Annotated in this window: 14 protein-coding genes; 7 read left to right on the forward strand and 7 right to left on the reverse strand. The window is 49.4% G+C overall.

Translation table 11 applies throughout. The annotated features are described in order from the left end of the window. The first annotated feature begins 52 nt into the window (after positions 1-52). The 3 genes from QNJ26_02595 (at position 53) to QNJ26_02605 (ending at position 2,693) form a co-directional block, all read left to right on the forward strand. Positions 53-343 (forward strand): NAD(P) transhydrogenase subunit alpha, encoded by a 291-nt coding sequence (locus tag QNJ26_02595; protein MDJ0984407.1) that lies wholly within the window; start codon positions 53-55, stop codon positions 341-343. Next, positions 340-1,728 carry an NAD(P)(+) transhydrogenase (Re/Si-specific) subunit beta gene (locus QNJ26_02600; protein MDJ0984408.1) on the forward strand — a complete coding sequence of 463 codons (1,389 nt, stop codon included), beginning with the start codon at positions 340-342 and terminating at the stop codon, positions 1,726-1,728. Before QNJ26_02595 ends, QNJ26_02600 begins: the two co-directional genes overlap by 4 nt. A gap of 209 nt (positions 1,729-1,937) precedes the next feature. After that, a complete protein-coding gene (locus tag QNJ26_02605) occupies positions 1,938-2,693 on the forward strand; it encodes an NAD-dependent protein deacylase (protein ID MDJ0984409.1) in 756 nt (251 codons plus the stop codon). A 271-nt stretch (positions 2,694-2,964) separates the two neighbouring features. Here QNJ26_02605 and QNJ26_02610 read toward each other — a convergent pair whose 3' ends face one another. Further along, complete coding sequence (locus QNJ26_02610; protein ID MDJ0984410.1) at positions 2,965-3,498, reverse strand: BON domain-containing protein; 534 nt, start codon at positions 3,496-3,498, stop codon at positions 2,965-2,967. 265 nt (positions 3,499-3,763) lie between these two features. Here QNJ26_02610 and QNJ26_02615 point away from each other — a divergent pair, with 265 nt between their 5' ends. After that, on the forward strand, positions 3,764-4,429 hold the full coding sequence (locus QNJ26_02615) for an MBL fold metallo-hydrolase (protein MDJ0984411.1): 666 nt from the start codon (positions 3,764-3,766) through the stop codon (positions 4,427-4,429). 571 nt (positions 4,430-5,000) lie between these two features. Further along, positions 5,001-6,005: a YhdH/YhfP family quinone oxidoreductase gene (locus QNJ26_02620; GenBank protein MDJ0984412.1), complete on the forward strand. Its 1,005-nt coding sequence runs from the start codon at positions 5,001-5,003 to the stop codon at positions 6,003-6,005. A gap of 145 nt (positions 6,006-6,150) precedes the next feature. Here QNJ26_02620 and QNJ26_02625 read toward each other — a convergent pair whose 3' ends face one another. The 3 genes from QNJ26_02625 to QNJ26_02635 form a co-directional block, all read right to left on the reverse strand. After that, entirely contained in the window at positions 6,151-6,687 is a 537-nt protein-coding gene (locus tag QNJ26_02625) for a hypothetical protein (protein MDJ0984413.1), read from the reverse strand. Positions 6,688-6,698: 11 nt separating this feature from the next. Further along, the gene (locus QNJ26_02630; GenBank protein ID MDJ0984414.1) at positions 6,699-7,130 is read right to left on the reverse strand and encodes a cereblon family protein; all 432 of its coding nucleotides are present in this window, start codon (positions 7,128-7,130) and stop codon (positions 6,699-6,701) included. 65 nt (positions 7,131-7,195) lie between these two features. After that, on the reverse strand, positions 7,196-8,950 hold the full coding sequence (locus QNJ26_02635; protein ID MDJ0984415.1) for a chloride channel protein: 1,755 nt from the start codon (positions 8,948-8,950) through the stop codon (positions 7,196-7,198). Positions 8,951-9,295: 345 nt separating this feature from the next. On the opposite strand from QNJ26_02635, the gene QNJ26_02640 reads away from it, so the two are divergent. Beyond that, entirely contained in the window at positions 9,296-9,532 is a 237-nt protein-coding gene (locus QNJ26_02640) for a zinc ribbon domain-containing protein (GenBank protein ID MDJ0984416.1), read from the forward strand. 270 nt (positions 9,533-9,802) lie between these two features. Next, a complete protein-coding gene (locus QNJ26_02645) occupies positions 9,803-11,299 on the forward strand; it encodes a hypothetical protein (protein MDJ0984417.1) in 1,497 nt (498 codons plus the stop codon). A 184-nt stretch (positions 11,300-11,483) separates the two neighbouring features. Here QNJ26_02645 and QNJ26_02650 read toward each other — a convergent pair whose 3' ends face one another. The 3 genes from QNJ26_02650 to QNJ26_02660 form a co-directional block, all read right to left on the reverse strand. Next, positions 11,484-12,944 carry a nitronate monooxygenase gene (locus QNJ26_02650; protein MDJ0984418.1) on the reverse strand — a complete coding sequence of 487 codons (1,461 nt, stop codon included), beginning with the start codon at positions 12,942-12,944 and terminating at the stop codon, positions 11,484-11,486. 444 nt (positions 12,945-13,388) lie between these two features. Next, positions 13,389-14,699, reverse strand: a complete 1,311-nt coding sequence (locus tag QNJ26_02655; protein MDJ0984419.1) for an SPOR domain-containing protein — start codon at positions 14,697-14,699, stop codon at positions 13,389-13,391. A 272-nt stretch (positions 14,700-14,971) separates the two neighbouring features. Next, positions 14,972-17,143: a PBP1A family penicillin-binding protein gene (locus tag QNJ26_02660; GenBank protein MDJ0984420.1), complete on the reverse strand. Its 2,172-nt coding sequence runs from the start codon at positions 17,141-17,143 to the stop codon at positions 14,972-14,974. Positions 17,144-17,145: the final 2 nt, after the last annotated feature.

The raw sequence follows: 17,145 nt of genomic DNA on the forward strand, positions 1-17,145 counted from the left end.
TCAATGGAACTTAGGAATTATTTGAGAGTGGGTGCCGAAAGGAGATTTTAAAATGTCTATAGGCCTATTGATCTTTGTGTTCATTCTGGCCATCTTCCTGGGGGTGGAACTGATTACCAAAGTGCCATCGCAATTGCATACGCCTTTGATGTCCGGAACAAACGCCATTTCAGGCATCACGATCGTCGGGGCGCTGACGGCAGCCGGCACCGGTTCAGATACCTTTGCCGCAGTTGTGGGGACCATTGCGCTTATTCTGGCCACCATCAACGTGGTCGGCGGATACCTGGTGACCAATCGCATGCTTGCCATGTTTAAGCGCAAGGATCAGGAGCAAAAATGACGGACTACGGCGCTGTTTTGATTGATTCGGGCTATATCCTGGCATCGATGCTCTTTATTATCGGCATCAAGATGCTTGGCCGACCGGAGCGTGCCCGCCAGGGCAACATGGTCTCGGCTTTGGGTATGCTCATTGCCGTGGTTGCGGCTTTATTTGAATGCTGTCTGTCGTTTTCACTGGTCATCGCCGGTATGGCCGTTGGTGCACTGATCGGCGCAATTGCGGCCCGCACGGTAAAAATGACCTCCATGCCGCAAATGGTGGCGATCCTCAACGGTTTTGGCGGGTTGGCCAGTCTGCTGGTCGGCTGGGAAAACTATCATAGCTCTCCCGACGGCAACCACTTTGTCATTTTTGCGATCGTTCTGGCAGTATTGATTGGCGGCGTCGCATTTTCGGGCAGTGTGGTGGCCTATGGCAAACTGGCCGAGCGCATCTCCGGGCGGCCGATATTTTTTAAAGGCCAAAAAATAATCAATGCCGCCATCATTGCCGCCATTTTCATTTGCGGCGCGCTGTTTGTCTGGAGCCCGACGGCAGCGCTGGCCTATCCGCTTTTAATCCTCATCATTGCCCTAGCACTGATTCTGGGGGTCCTGGGTGTTATCCCCATCGGCGGTGCTGACATGCCGGTAGTCATTGCCTTGCTCAACAGTTATTCCGGACTGGCCGCCAGTGCCGCCGGCTTTATCATTTTAAATAACGTGCTGATCGTTGCCGGCGCGCTGGTGGGCGCCAGCGGTTTGATTCTGACCGGCATTATGTGCAAAGCCATGAATCGTTCTCTGGCCAATGTCCTTTTCGGCGGTTTGCAAACAGCGGTCAGCAAAGCTGGAGCCGACCAGGTACAGGGCGAGCCCTCTCCGATCTCGCCGTCGGACGCCTATTTTGTCCTCGAGGCTGCAAGCTCGGTGGTGTTTGTTCCGGGTTATGGAATGGCGGTGGCCCAGGCCCAACATGCGGTTAAAGAGCTCGGTGATATTCTGGAAGAAAACGGTGCTGAAGTTCGCTACGCCATTCACCCGGTCGCCGGCCGCATGCCAGGTCACATGAATGTTTTGCTGGCCGAAGCCAACGTGGTCTATGATCAGCTGGCCGAAATGGATGATGTCAACCCGATTATGGAAAGCGTCGACGTTTGTGTGGTCATCGGAGCCAACGACGTCGTCAACCCGGCTGCCAGGGAAATCGAATCCAGCCCCATTTACGGCATGCCGGTCATCAATGCGGATCAGGCCAAAACGGTCATCGTTATGAAGCGTTCCATGGCAGCCGGATTCGCAGGGGTGGACAATCCTTTGTTTATCAAACCCAACACCCGCATGCTCTTTGGTGATGCCAAAGCGTCCCTGCAGCAGTTGGTTTCAGAGTTCAAAGAAAGTTAATGGCCGCAAAGCGGCCATTAACTTTCAGGTGTCAGGTTTCGGGTGTCAGGTGTCAGCAAACAGATGATAGAAGACAGAAATCAGAAGTCAGATAATGTACATTTCTTACCAGCTATTTTGATCTGTTTTTCGTTGTTTGGTCCCTGACACCCGACACCTGAAACCACCAGGTATTTCCTGACACCTGATACCTTAAAACCTTATGAATTATGAAAAAAGAAATTACCCAAATAGCAGATAAAATTAGCAAAGGTGGAAAAAACATCATCTTTACAGGTGCCGGCATCTCCACCGAGAGCGGTATCCCGGATTATCGCAGCCAGGGGGGTATCTGGGATAAATTTCGGCCGGTCTATTTTGACGAATTTATGAACTCGCGTGAATCCCGGGAGGAATACTGGCAGCGATGGCAAGAGCTGTACCAGGGTATCCAGCAGGCACAGCCCAACGCCGGGCACAACGCTATTGCCACACTTTATAATCTAGGGCTGCTGGAGGCCGTCATCACCCAGAATGTGGATGGGCTTCACCAGCAAGCTGGTCTTGCCAATGATGCGGTCATCGAGCTGCATGGCAATACCCGGCGCATTCGCTGTATGAGCTGCCGCAACATCATCTCCACCGCCGAAACCGTCAAACGCTTACAATCCGGCGATATGGCTCCGGAGTGCGATTGCGGCGGTTACTTAAAACCCGACACCATCTCATTCGGTCAGGCCATGCCCGTTGTCGAAGTTGAAAAAGCCGCCGCTCTATCCCAGACCTGTGATTTTTTCATGGTCGTGGGCTCCACCCTATTGGTGCAGCCGGCTGCCCATATGCCTGTCTACGCTCGACAGAACAATGCCTTTCTTGCCATTGTCAATTTGTCCGAAACTCCCTGCGATCAGATGTGCGATGTGCTGATTCGGGATAAAGCGGGCGAGGTACTGCAGCTGATTGTGAAAACAATTGAAAATGTGTGAAATTGGCCACAGACCCACACAGACTCACACTAACCTTTTGTTCGGCCGACATTGGCCGAACAAAAACAGTCAATCGCTTCGCGATTTTAAAAATATGTGATCACCATTCCTATTGAAGTGGATTTAAATTGGTCGACTTAAGATATATCTTATGATGTGTAAAACTGTTGGCCGCAGGGCATACAGTTTTTCCTCGGGCAGCGTCGCCCGAGGAAAAGATCTGTCTGTGTATGTCTGTGTGGGTCTGTGGCTAATTACAATTAAAAACAGATTAGCGGACTTTAATATTATCGATGACCTTGATCACGCCATCGGTGTTGCGGGAAATGTCAAGCGCCCGGTCTCGCTGGTATTTAGTGCTGACAACCCCGGTAAGTGTCACCACACCCAGGTAGACATCGACATCAATATTCAGCGAGCGAACTTCCGGTTCGGCAATCAGCTTGGCTTTGATTTTATTGCTGAGCACATTATCGTCCCAGACATCGCCAAAGCTTCTTTCACCAATCTGAATATTATTGGAGACCGATTTTACACCCGGCACGCTTTGCGCGATTTGCGCGGCGCGTTTGGCTTCATTGGTGGTAGCAACCGCACCCGTCAGCGTAACATGGCCGTCAATGGTATCCACATCGATCTGACGGGCTTTGACAATTTTGTCTTTCACCATTTCATGGTTGACCCGAGTGGTGATGGTGGAATCATCCACCATGCCTTCGACCGGGCCCTTACCGGACTCCCGCGTACCGGCACAACCGGCAATGGCAAACACGAATAATACCCATAACAATAACGCTTTTTTCATGATCCCTGCTCCCTTGTGTGGTGATATTTGTAATGCGATAACGATAATGCAGTGTAAACTTATCCCGACAAAATTATGCAAATTTTATGCTTAAGGTGGGAATTAAATATTTTCTTAATATTATCGGGTTGTTATATAAAGCTTGCAGATAAGCTGCAGGTTTATGTGTATACAAAATGTCAAATCGAGAGAACCGGTGTGTCATATTTACTATACCATATTCTCCAAAGGATAACACTTTCAATTTCATGTAAGGATCAAATATATGCAGATCGTCAATAATCTTCATGCCTTCGTTTGGCAATCACCGAGTGCCAACAACTGCAATGCCTATTTTATTGATGGGCCATGCCGGGTGCTGATCGACCCGGGTCACCGTGCCCTGTTTGAACACGTTGAATCGGGTTTAAGGGGATTGGGGCTCACCACAAACGACATCAATTTGGTGGTTTGCACCCATGCACACCCGGACCATCTGGAAGGTGTTCAGCTGTTCAAAGAAAAATCAACCCTGTTTACCCTCAGCGAAATTGAGTGGCAATGGGCTCTGAGCGCTGGTAAAAACATGAGCGCGGCTTACGGGATGGATATCGAGACCATCACACCGGATTTTTTCCTGCAGGAGGGCAACTTATCTCTGGACGGGCTTGAATTGCAAATTTTCCATACACCCGGTCATTCACCCGGCTCAGTCTGCGTTTACTGGCCGGCACAAAAGGCGCTTTTTACCGGTGACCTGGTTTTTAAAGACGGTCTGGGGCGAACCGATCTGCCCGGCGGCGATGGCGCTCAGATCAAAGACAGCATTCAGCGCATGGCCCGGCTGGATGCGGAGCTGCTGCTATCAGGACACGGCGAGGTCGTTTCCGGTGCTCGCAAAGTCAGCTCAAACTTTGAGCGCATCACGGAATATTGGTTCGGGTTCATATAAAGACAAAAGGCAGCTGACAAGCATTAGAAAATGTCAGGTACCAGTTGGGTTGAAGTTCTTTCATTATACATCCTATTTACCGACCCGCAAAATTTCATATTTATAAATCACTTCGAATACATTATCAGTTCAGCAATATTTCTGATTCATGTCTGAAAGGTGTTTTTAACTTTGCTCTGCTATCAGATATTGGGTTTTCCTCTTTTTTACATAAATTCTGCAAAGCTCTCCACTTTTGGCATTTCAAAATGGTGGTCCTTCAAATTATCGGGGATGGGGTGCATACCATAAGGCATGACACGCGGCAACAGCCGCATGAACATGATCTGGCGGTGTTTCAATCTTATGGCAACCAAACTTAGAAAGGTAGCCCAAAAAACCATAATTGGCCTCTGGATTATGTCAGGATTTTTATTGCCAAAAGATGCTATCTGCAATATTGGTGAAATTGCATTATGTTTATATTGATTGCGAGGAATCTGAATCATAAAACTGCTGAACAAAGAGAGCGATCAAAGGGTTCCATCCAGCTAAAATTATATCTATTTCTCAAACACCTATGGAGGATAAAATGACAGATAATTTATTTAAAGCCTTGGTGGTAGAAGAAACTGACGATAAAAAATACACGCGTCAGATCCTCAACAAAACCATAGATGACCTCCCCCAGGGGGATGTGGTGGTTGAAGTGCACTATTCTTCCTTAAATTACAAAGATGCCTTATCCGCCAGTGGCAATAAAGGAGTAACACGCAACTATCCCCATACACCCGGCATCGATGCTGCTGGCGTGGTGGTTGAAAGCACCGATCGCACCTTCAAACCCGGTGATCCTGTTATTGTCACCAGTTATGATTTAGGTATGAATACCGCTGGGGGATTTGGCCAATATATTCGAGTACCCGGCCAATGGGTGGTTCCCCTGCCGGACGGATTGACGTTAAGAGAAGCCATGTGCTATGGAACCGCTGGATTTACGGCGGCACTATCTGTCTTTCAACTGACCGTTCATGGAGGTATTTTGCCGGAGCATGGCGAGGTGCTCGTATCGGGCGCCACCGGCGGCGTTGGTGGCATTGCCGTGGCAATTTTGTCAAAACTGGGTTACACGGTCGTTGCCGTTAATGGTTTGGTAGATGAATCGGAATATCTAAGACAAATCGGTGCACAGAAAATCATCAGCATTGAAGAGGCCACGGATCAAAGCGGTCGCCCGCTTCTTAAGTCTCTCTATGCCGGCAGCATCGACACAGTTGGTGGAGATATCCTGGCTACATCTATCAAATCTGTTAACGCCAATGGTGTGGTGACCACTTGCGGCAACGTGGCATCACCTGAGCTGCCGATCAATGTATATCCCTTCATACTGCGTGGTGTCAGCCTCGTGGGTATTGATTCCCAAAATTGCCCGATGCCGAACCGGCTCAAGACCTGGGATAAACTCGCCGATGAATGGAAAATCCCCATGATGGAAACGGTCGTGCATGAAATTACCATAGTCGATCTGGACCAGGCGATCGAGCGTATGTTACAGGGCCAACATAAGGGTCGGGCAATAGTCAATATGAAAACCTAAACGGGCTTCGTTTTCAGTTGAGTGTTGAAACAGTGTTTAGCGCGAAGGAATTCTGGCACTATTGGATGTCGGGTTCGGAAGTGAGGCTTTTTTGTTGTACGAGGTCCCCAGAAGATATGTGGGGAGGCGCACTCCATGCGAATAATCAAATTAGCAGGTCGGTTCTCTCCTGATTGAGTCTTTCCTCAAACTCAGCTCTTATCGCCTCGACCATTTTGCGCCATCCTGGATCACTTCCAAGATTGGGCACCACCGCTGATCCGGAAATGAAGTGTGCTCGGGCAAGATTTTCTTTTGCGATTTTGCTTTGGGCCTCAGCAGCCGTTTGGATTTCCGTTTCAAAATCCTGCAAAACGGAAACCAGGCCCCGCATATTGGAATCGGCAAATTGCGATAGCAGTTCTAACAACACCATATTGTCTTTACCGAGTTCAATCCGGTCGCAGATAGCTTTGAGCAAGTGTTTGTGTTGCTCTCCCGTTAACTTGTGCGTCTTGCGCAGTGATTGGTATTCGGCTTTAAACTGCTCCTGGCTAATGATCTCATCTTGAAATTTCTGCACCAGACCGCGCAGACGGCTTTCGATTTCTTTGTCTTTCTGATCCTGTTTTTCTTCTTCACTCAGATTCAGGTTCTTGGTTTTTTCCATTACCAGATCTAAAGTGCTTTTTATTTCGGCCATATCATTTCCTCTTATGACTCAGGCTCGATCAATCGATCGAGGATGAACCCATGAAAACTGTCACCGCTGGTGGCAATAAATATCCAGCCCAGATGGGTCATGCACAAGGTACAATAACTGACACGCCAGGCGTAGCCGGAAAACCAGGTAAATTCGGTCGAAGGCGGCCCGGCATAGCCGCACCCCTGGGCGGTTTTAAAACAACCGATTTCAAATACAATGCCATGGGGATTGGCAAAGGTATGCTGGTGGGTCCCTTGGACCGTGATGCGCTCGGTGGGCCGGGTAATGGCCTGACGGCACTGACGGCAAAGAATATATTCCTCTTCCTCGGGCTCTTGTTCCGGCGCTTCTTCTTCGGCCAGCTCCGTTGCGCCGCGACCGTCTTTTTTGGGCGAACGTTCCCGAAGCAAAGGTGTATGAACGATCTCTGTGGTTTCCATTTCACCGGCTCCCGAGGCAGGGTAATCCCCTTTTACCAAATCACGCCAGTAAAGCAGGCTGCCGATTATTTGAAAAGCGATTTTTTAAGAACCGCTTTGTTATAGGCCCCGATAATGTCCCGGCGGCTGATCACACCTTCCAGGTGGGAAGGATCTTGCGCGGACACAACCGGCAAGACCGCAAAATCTTTTAAACTGATCTTTTCAAGGGCCGTATATAAATTCTCATCTAACGATACGGTCACCAGTTCGGTTGATGCGATGTCTTTGGCCACCACCAGATCTTTGAGGTTCTCATCAAAAATAGCTTCGTTATAGTCATTGAATGAGACAATGCCGATCAGTTGTTTTTGGTCATTGATGACCGGAAAACTGTTAAACTTGCTTTTGGATATCAGCTGAGCCATTTGACCCAGCGGCAAGGCTTCGTTGATGGTTTCAACATGGGGGGTCATGACATCTTTGACAAACAATGACTTAAGGACATTGACCTCTTTGCCCTCTTTGATATTCACACCCCGGCGCATCAATTTGAGGGTATAGATGGACTCCCTGGAAAATTGCCCGCTGGCAATGGTGGCAATAATGCAGGCCAGCATCAAAGGCAGAATGATTTTATAGGTTCCCGTCATTTCGAAGAGAATTAAAATAGCCGCCAGTGGCCCATGGGTGGTGGCACTGACCACTGCGCCCATTCCCACGATGCTGTATGCCCCGGGCGATGCCGTAATAGTGGGAAAAAGCTGGTTCACAACGAATCCAAAAAATCCACCGGCCATGGCACCCAGAAAAAGCGATGGGGCAAAAATGCCGCCTGAACCACCGGAACCTATGGTAATAGAGGTCGCCAGTATCTTTATCGGCACCAGAAGTAGCAACAGCCACCAGGCCATTTGTTGCGCCAATGCCATGTCAATGGCGCCGTATCCAACTCCCAGAATCTGAGGAAAAGCTAATGCGCTGGCGCCCAAAATCAACCCGCCGAATATTCCCTTGAGGTAATCGGGAAATTTAATGTCATCAAATAGATCCTCGATGCGATACAGGGTTTTGGTAAACAATACCCCCACCGCCGCGCAAAAAATCCCCATGACCAGATACATGGGAAGTTCCCAGGCACTGACCAGTTCGTAGGTCGGAACAATAAATGCCGGTGTATCCCCCAAGTAAGCCCGTGAGACAGCTGTAGCCACCACAGAGCTGATCACAATCGGGCTAAATGTCGCTAAACCGAAATCGCCCAGGATCACTTCCAGGGCAAACATGGAGCCCGCTATGGGAGCATTAAAGGTGGCGGCAATGCCGGCGGCCGCTCCGCAACCGACCAGGGTGCGCATGCGGTCGGCGGATACTTTTAAAACCTGCCCCAGGGTTGATCCGATGGCGGAGCCGATTTGAACGATCGGGCCTTCACGGCCTACCGAGCCACCAGTGCTGATGCTGATGGCCGATGCCAGGGTTTTAACGACCACCACCCGCTTGCGGATCACGCCGCCCTTAAGCGCCACCGATTCCATGACCTCAGGCACACCATGTCCCTTGGCCTCTCTGGCAAAAAAATACACCAGCGGCCCCACAATCAGCCCCCCGATGGCCGGAATCAGCACACGATAATACCAGGGAAGATTCACCACCAGCCCCAACAGATCTTCTTTACCGCCGTAAGCCAGTGTTTGGAAAAAATCGATCAGATATCGAAACCCAACAGCGCCGTAACCCCCGGCCAACCCAACAACCACGCCCAGCACGGCCATAATCGTATGCTCATTGGCTTGCAATTTTTTCCAACTCGATAGGCTTTCTAGAATGGTTGTTTTCATTGACCGACCCGGGATTTAACTGTCCGAAATTATTCAAATAGGTGAGATACAGAGGCCGATTTAGACTCTTAGTACCTGAAAATATTTATGATTTTTATATATGTCGCCTGACGGCCATGTCAAGCGATAAATCAAGAATAAAAATCTAATGATAACAAATTGGCATTATTCGATATTATTTAGCATCAATTTTAAGATTGACGCCGGCCCCGATATCGGCTAAAAGATATTTTTTCATGCCCAGTCGGGTCTTGACATCACCCAAAAAGTACCTATATTGGCAGCAAAAAGCGAGACTTAGTAACACTGCTGATTGATATAAGGCTTTTATTTAGGAGGATCTAAATGCCGTTTTACGAATTTCAGTGTCCGGAAGGCATCGTCACCGAAAGCTTGGTTCCGATGGATACCAAGCACATCAAATGCCCCCATTGTAACCGACGGGCTAAAAAAATCATGTCTGCCTGCTCTTTTAAGCTGGTGGGTGGTGGATGGTACGCGGACGGGTATGCTTCTACCAAGAAAGGCGCCGGTAAAACGACCGCTAAAAGCGCCAAAAAGGAATCAAAAAAGAACGGTTAGTGCCATAAAATACCGGGCATCCGACCGGTATGCATGACGCTTTAAATCTGATCAGCCAACCCAAATCTGATAGCAGCGCATAAAGCGACTCAATTTTAGCAAAAAATCCCCCCTGCGAACCCGTTCCAGGGGGGTTGCTTTTATGGCCTCTACATTGGCCTTTTCCAGCCCTATTCGACAAGTCTACTCCCGATAAAAGCATTCTTTCTGATGTTTCGATATCCATCAAGCAGCATAACGTCGAACTCGTAAAGCCCCTGGAGGAGTAAAGTGGCCAAAAAATGCGAATATTCCAGCATAAAAATCCCCAACGACCCCAAATATGCTACCGCAGCAGCCATTTACGTGTCTGAAATAGCTCGGGCCATCGGGATGACATCATCGGACTTAAAGGCGCTTGAAAACGGAGTCATCGGAGCGATTAACGCATTGCTGGATTACTCCTTCGAACCCTCAGAAAAAGGGTTCATGGTAATCATCTGTGAAAGGGTCCCTGAAGGCCTAAAAGTGAGCCTGAGGGACAAAGGCCTGCCCTTCGGCACCGATAGCCCACAGGGCGATCAACCCAACATCACCGAATCCTTTTTTAGGCTGCAAGAATACCTGGATGAAATTCAACTCAATAACCTGGGGCCGGACGGCAAAGAGCTGGTATTAATCAAACATCTAAACAACAAAAGTGTTTCCGACTATTACGCCGCCTGCGATTTGGAGCCATATGAACCGCAAGCACCGCCGATCGCGACATCTCCTGGTGAATTCAAATGCCACGTACGGCAATTGCGATCGGACGACGCCCCGGAGGTATCCAAAACCATCTATAAGACCTACGGTTACACCTATCCCCACGATTATGTCTACTATCCTGAAAAAATTATTGCCTTAAATCAAAGCGGCCAGGTGTATTCGGCCGTTGCCATTGCAGATGATGACGACATTGCCGGCTACGGTGTCTTTCAGCTCTGGGATGAAAACCCGCAAATTGTAGAAATGGCCCAGGGCGTGGTCAAACCCGAGTACCGCTCTTTGGGTTGCTTTCGCAATATTACCCGATATCTTTTGGATCAGGCCAAAACCCGCGGCATCCAAGGCGCTTTCGGCGAGGCGGTTACCAACCACACCGTATCGCAGCATACGGTGCACGGTTTCGGTTTCAGGGATTGCGGCTTAAGACTGGGATTAATACCGCCGAATACTGTTTTTAAGGGTATGAACGCTGGCGCTTCTCAGCGTGTGAGTATGTTGGTGCAGTTTTTGTATCTACAACCACCAGCGGCACATTCTCACCGCATTTATGCGGTGCCGCATCACAAAGACATTATGACAGACTTGTACGCGGAGTTGGGTGTTACGCCAATCATCCAGCAAAGCGCGTCAGATAAAGTGATCCTTCAATCCGCAAAAGCTGAGTTCAAAATTAAACTCTTTGGATCAATGCGCTATGCCCGAATTATCATCGACGGTTTTGGTCAAAATAGTGTTGCAGCGCTGAAAAACGAGATCCGTGAGCTGTGCCTTAAAAAAATCGAAATTATCAATCTCTTCTTGAACCTGTCAGATCCATTAACTGCCAGCACCACAGCGCAAATAGAGAGGCTGGGATTTTTCTTTGCCGGTATATTGCCGCAGGGGTTCAAAGATGGTGATGCGTTGATTTTGCAGTATTTAAACAACGTGCGCATCGATTACGATGCCATTCAGGTTAAATCCGGCATGGCCAAGCAGCTGCTTGAATATGTGCGTCAGCAGGATCCCAATTCTGAGTAAGTTTCCCACCTTCGCTAAAGCTACGGCGGGCAGGCAGGTGTCCAGCCTTCGCTTGGAAAGCCACGGCCTGGCGGGCAGGTTTCGGGTGTCAGGTGTCAGACGACAGAGGTTCAATGCTTTGGCTGCTGCCCAAATCAACCGCAAACAGCCGGAAGCGAGAATCTAACGAAAGGCATAGCGTGATTTAGATTTCCTGGGGTTGAAGCCTGTTGAACAATCCATATTGTTCAAACAGTTTGGTAAGCTCATCTTTTAAGGTGTTGGCATTATCAAGCGCTTTCAAATATTCGCTCTTGAGAGAATTGATCTTATCCAGCACCGCTAAATATTCCAAACGGAAAGTGTTGGCCCCCTTCTCAATATCTATGTCATATTGTTCTTTCAAAGCATTAACGCCGTTTTTCAATGCTACCAGGTACTCCTCTTTAAGAGCACGAAGCCTTTCTAGAGCGCTTTCATATTCGCTCCTTAGACTACCGGCTCCTTTTTCTCTGGCGTTCAGGTATTGTGTTTGCAACTCATGTAACAGTTCTTTGACCGAAATAATATTTTCAATCCTAGATGCATTGCTTCCGGCAAAAATAAACCCATCCTGCAGATTTCCTTGTCTGGCGTTATCAAGCGCCAATGAGATACAATAGCGGGCGGTCCTGATATCACAGCTTTTAAGGCACTTCCAGGCACATTTAATTTTCATCTTTTTGCCGGCCGATATATCCCTCAGAAATTGGCTCTTAATCGCCCGACCCGGCATACCGACGGGGCTCTTAATAATTTCGATATCATCTTCGCTGCAGGCGACATATGATTCCTTGAAGCGGATATCGGCATCGCATTCATATGTGGCCACGAACCGTGTGCCCATCTGAACACCGCTGGCACCCAGTTTGAAAAGATTGTGGATATCACTGCCCGTATAAACACCACCGGCGGCGATGACCGGAATGGTCCGGTGCAATTTATCCTCATAGTCCTTGACCACGGCAACAACCTCGGGCAAAATACGCTCGAGGGCAAAATCAGGATCATCGATTTGCTCGGTTTTAAATCCCAGATGCCCGCCCGCTTTTGGCCCCTCTACAACAACACCGTCGGGGACATCCTTATATTTTTTCAGCCAGGATCTGAAGATAAGACCAGCCGCTCTGGCAGAGCTGACGATCGGAACCACTTTGACCCCCGCTGACCTGAGCGCCTCAACCGGAATCCCCTTGATCGGAAGCCCGGCACCGAGAAAAACGATATCGACCTTCTCCTCGATGGCGACCATCAGAAGCGCGGAAAAATCATTCACAGCAACCATAATATTAACACCAATGATTCCCGAACTCATCTCTTTTGCTTTTCTGATTTCTTTTCTTAAGGCAATGGCATTGGCATCTTGATGCGTGGCATAATATTCAGGATCAAGCATCCCGATTGAATTTGCCGCAATGACCCCGATGCCGCCTTCATTGGCAACCGCTGAAGCCAAACCTGACAGGGATATGCCAACCCCCATTCCGCCCTGAACAATCGGGAGTCTGGCGACCGAATCACCGATTCTTAGCTTGGGCATGCGGGTCCACTGGATTTTCGAAAGATCAAATCGTGGCCAATCGATGTCACTGAAACCTGTTTTTCCCTTTTTTAATCTTGATAACATGTTAAAATCTTTCACTTAATGCTCCCTCCCGCAAAGAAACATCATATGGGGCTGTTTTCCCAACAACACAGGGAAACCGTTTTTAAATTAGGCTTATGGGTCAAGGATGCATAAAGAATGGTGCGTTTTATGGAGGGTATCCTTGATTTTCTGAAGGGTTAACTGTGCAGTTACCACCGATCAGCTTCTGCCTATGCGATTAGAAACAAATATAGCATGAATGACGTCAAGATACGAGGATGAAATTGAATAGATATTGTTTTCAAAGAAAGTGGCTATGTTCTACGTGTTAAATACTTATTTATTCCAAAATCTTATAACCGATTTGCCGCCTCTAAAAAAATGCCACCCGCGTCTGTCAAATGACATTTTCGCGTCATTTACCAATCAAACATCTGTCATCTGTCCTCTATCTTCTGCCCTCTGTCTTCTGTCATCTGCGACCTACTTTGAGGGCGCAACATAATTGGCCACGTAATAATCGTCGATGATCCCCCGGGCTTTGAGCGATTCGCCAAAGTCCCGAGCAGATTTTTTATCGGGAAAATGCGCAATCCGAACCTGGTACCATTTTTTATCGGCGCTGATAGCTTCTCTCCAGTAAGCGTCCAGGTTTTGTTTTTTTAATTGTTCGACGTATTTTTGGGCATAGGCCGGTTTCAGATAAGCCGCCACCTGCAGGGTAAACGGGTCCGTGATGACTTCGGGAGTCTTTTCTACTTTCTGAGCGACTGGCTTTTCAACCTTGACCAGATGCGTCACTGTGTTGATCACCAATATAATAACCGCCACTGCCAAACCGGCGAGTAAAACTCCCGCCAGCGCTTTTCTTGATCGCGTCGATTGCAAGGACCGACGAATCAACCGTAAAATCCACGCTGGCACAGCCGTAACATCTTCATAAAATGTCTGCAGCACTGCGCCGGCGGTTTTAAAAATCGAGGTACGCTTTTGCAACGACAGCTGCGCATCTCGAGGTGCGGAAGGCTGAACCGGGGGCTTAAATCCGGTGCTCATTTTCTTTATCTCAGCCGCATCGAGGCCTTCCAGGTGTGCGTATGCCTGTTGCAACATTGGCTTGTTGTGTTCGCCAGGCGAAATCCAGCGCACACACGCCGCAATCCCTTTCAGTATGGCCGGCCGGTGGTCGCTTTTTTCAATCGCTTTAAGATAAACTTCCAAAGCCCACTCGTCGGCGCGTCTTTCTTGCAGAAAAAGGGCTGCCAGACCATTAAGGAATTGGGCCGACACCGGTTTGTCGCCCACCAGCGCGTGCCGATAGGTTTGCAATGCCGGAAAATCGGTTCTTTCCAGTATCAAATAATAGCGGGCAAGCACTGGCTGGATGGTTGGGTTGCGGGGCTGGGCGCGGCCGATAAGATAAGCCAGTTCCTGATGTTCCTCTCTGAGACCGCCGCGGTTCTCAACATGCGCGATCCAGCTTTCAGCCACCTCTTCGTCTTGCGGATTGCTATACAAATACGATACCAAAAATGCTTCGGCATCATCGCTTTTGCTGGCGCGCGCCAGATAAAACCGCGCGATGCGTGCCCGCAACGGAACAGCTTTCTGCTTTTTGGCCACCGGTGAAATCAAAAAACTGTCGAAAACCGCCAGAGCGCGCTGAAAACGATTTTCGGCCTCGGCAACCATACCATCTCTTTCAAAAATACCCGCTTCATAAATGAGTTGCTGGACGGTGTTCAGCCCCCAGCGGTTAGCAACCCAGCCAATCAGCAAAAACATGGCCATCATAATGAGTACAACCGGTAGAGGTGTCCATTCAAGACCAATGCGGCTCTGGAAGGATGGTAATACCCAGAGACTGAGAGCACCTCCAAAAAAAACCGTCAACCATAGACGGGCGGCAATATGTTTACAAAAAGAAAGCATGTTTCATTTGTGTTGTGTTTTTTACCACAGGGATCACGAAGCACACAGAGATTCTACTAATATATATGAAAATTTTGATTTTTTAAAAAAACTCTGTGACCTCTGTGTTCTCTGTGGTTAATCTTTTTATCATACTATTCCGGTGGTAGTTCTTCTTCCCGAATCGTAGATTCGTCTGTCGATTCAACGAAGGGTTTATCCACCGTCCGTGTGGCGGGTTCATCGCCCTTTTGCAGGCGCTTAGATTCATCCGTTGTTGGGATGACAGGGCTGCCTGTCTCCTTTTCGACGGGTTGCACCGGCTGATCGGATGCCGTTTGCCCTGAGCGTAATGCAACTTTGACTTTTTTTTGGGTCCACTGACCGGCAACAGCCCCGTTAACCGGGTTCACCGATGCAAAGTGGATGTCCGATGGAACGATAAATTCCCGGGCCGGTTCGCCGCTGGTCGCCTTGATCATAAAATCCCCCCATATCGGTGCCGCACCCCGACCACCGGTAATGCCGACACCATTTACATCGCGCATGCTGGCACCGCGATCATAGCCCACCCAAACACAAACACTCAGTGTGGGCGTGAACCCGGTAAACCAGGCATCACGAAAATCGTTCGTCGTACCGGTTTTGCCGGCTGCCGGCAAATCAAAGCCCGACCGCCGGACCACGCGACCGGTGCCAGCTGTTAAAACACCGCGCATCATATCAATGACTTGATAGCCAATGCTGGCATCCAGCGAACGCTGGCCGCGGACGATATGCTCTTCCAGCACCCGGCCCAGGGGATCCTCAACCCGGCGAATCCAGAACGGTTCATGGTGAACGCCACCGGTAGCAAAGGTGGCAAAGGCCGTGGCCATCTCGAGGGGGCTGACACTGGAGGTGCCCAAGGCCACAGAATATACGGGTGACAGCGGACTGGTAATGCCGCTGCGGCGGGCTACATCGACCACCGCTTCAGGTCCCACGCGCTCAACCAACTGAGCAGCAATCACATTGACGCTTTTCATAAGGGCCTGCTTTAGAATCATGGGGCCTTCAAATTCGCGCCTGAAATTTTTCGGTCTCCAGTCAGGGGCGCCCACAACCGGAATGGTAACCGGTTTGTCTACAAAGACACTGGTTGGCATCAATTTCAGTTTTTCAAAGGCCGCATAATACAAAAATGGTTTAAATCCCGAGCCGGGCAGACGGTTGTTTTCAACCGCGCGGTTGAATTCCGTTTCCGAATAATCTCTGCCGCCTACCATAGCTTTGACGGCGCCGGAGGTGCATTCAACTGCCACCAATGCCCCCTGCGGGTGTGATTGGGAAGGATGGGTTGCGGAATCAGCTGCGCCCGGTATTCCCATTAATTGATCGAGCTTTATCAAACCGCCTTGCAAGGATTTGACGGCCCAGGCTTGCTGCTGGGGGTCTAAGGTGGTGCTGACTTTCAAGCCGCCATGGTACACCACCTCCGGGCCGTATCGTTCTTCAAGATCCTTTAAAACCAGGTCGAGAAAGTAACTGCCCCTGGGGGAGCCGGCCGCAAGCGGTGCCAGTTGCAGATCGGCCTGTGAGGCGTCTTGAGCCTGTTCGGCGGTAATGTATCCCACTGCAACCATGCGGGCCAGCACCAGCTGCTGTCTTTTGCGGGCCCTTGCTAAATGCCGATAGGGATTGTAACGCGTCGGTGATTTGGGCAGCCCGGCCAGCAAGGCGGATTCAGCCAGATTCAGTTCCAGGGCCGGTTTGCCGAAAAAAGATCGCGCCGCCTGCTCTATGCCATAGGCCCCGACACCGAAAGGAATTTGATTTAAATAAGCTTCTAAAATTTCGCGCTTGCTGTATTCGGTTTCAATTTGCAGCGCCACCAGAAGTTCACGGAATTTACGCATATAGGTCCGTCGGTAACTAAAAAACAGATTCTTGGCAAGCTGCTGGGTAATGGTAGAGGCACCTTGAATTTTTCCGGGCTCAAATAGGGTGATCCACAACGCTTTTAATGTGCGCAGCTTATCCAGACCATGATGTTCCCAAAAGCGGTGGTCTTCAGTGGCGATCACCGCCTCAATAAAATCTGGGGAAATCCGGTTAAGGGGAACGACTTCCCGACCGCCGATGATCATCAATCTTTCGCCGGTGGCCGCGAATATTTCCGTCGGTGGCGTTTCAATAATGCGTCCAAGGGGTTCCGGCACCCGGGGCAGGTCGCTGAGCGCAACAAAAAACAGCCCGGCCGTCAGCAGGGCCCCCAAGCCGGCCACTGTTATCGCCAAATAAAAAATAATGCTAAAACGACGCACAAATACGGCAAACAGGCTCATTA

Source organism: Desulfobacterales bacterium, assembly GCA_030066985.1.
Lineage (GTDB): Bacteria > Desulfobacterota > Desulfobacteria > Desulfobacterales > JAHEIW01 > JAHEIW01.

Excerpts from the sequence above, each read along its gene's own strand:
- QNJ26_02595 (MDJ0984407.1), top strand. The coding sequence starts at position 53 with ATGTCTATAGGCCTATTGATCTTTGTGTTCATTCTGGCCATCTTCCTG.
- QNJ26_02600 (MDJ0984408.1), top strand. The coding sequence starts at position 340 with ATGACGGACTACGGCGCTGTTTTGATTGATTCGGGCTATATCCTGGCA.
- QNJ26_02605 (MDJ0984409.1), top strand. The coding sequence starts at position 1,938 with ATGAAAAAAGAAATTACCCAAATAGCAGATAAAATTAGCAAAGGTGGA.
- QNJ26_02610 (MDJ0984410.1), bottom strand. The coding sequence starts at position 3,498 with ATGAAAAAAGCGTTATTGTTATGGGTATTATTCGTGTTTGCCATTGCC.
- QNJ26_02615 (MDJ0984411.1), top strand. The coding sequence starts at position 3,764 with ATGCAGATCGTCAATAATCTTCATGCCTTCGTTTGGCAATCACCGAGT.
- QNJ26_02620 (MDJ0984412.1), top strand. The coding sequence starts at position 5,001 with ATGACAGATAATTTATTTAAAGCCTTGGTGGTAGAAGAAACTGACGAT.
- QNJ26_02625 (MDJ0984413.1), bottom strand. The coding sequence starts at position 6,687 with ATGGCCGAAATAAAAAGCACTTTAGATCTGGTAATGGAAAAAACCAAG.
- QNJ26_02630 (MDJ0984414.1), bottom strand. The coding sequence starts at position 7,130 with ATGGAAACCACAGAGATCGTTCATACACCTTTGCTTCGGGAACGTTCG.
- QNJ26_02635 (MDJ0984415.1), bottom strand. The coding sequence starts at position 8,950 with ATGAAAACAACCATTCTAGAAAGCCTATCGAGTTGGAAAAAATTGCAA.
- QNJ26_02640 (MDJ0984416.1), top strand. The coding sequence starts at position 9,296 with ATGCCGTTTTACGAATTTCAGTGTCCGGAAGGCATCGTCACCGAAAGC.
- QNJ26_02650 (MDJ0984418.1), bottom strand. The coding sequence starts at position 12,944 with ATGTTATCAAGATTAAAAAAGGGAAAAACAGGTTTCAGTGACATCGAT.
- QNJ26_02655 (MDJ0984419.1), bottom strand. The coding sequence starts at position 14,699 with ATGATGGCCATGTTTTTGCTGATTGGCTGGGTTGCTAACCGCTGGGGG.
- QNJ26_02660 (MDJ0984420.1), bottom strand. The coding sequence starts at position 17,143 with ATGAGCCTGTTTGCCGTATTTGTGCGTCGTTTTAGCATTATTTTTTAT.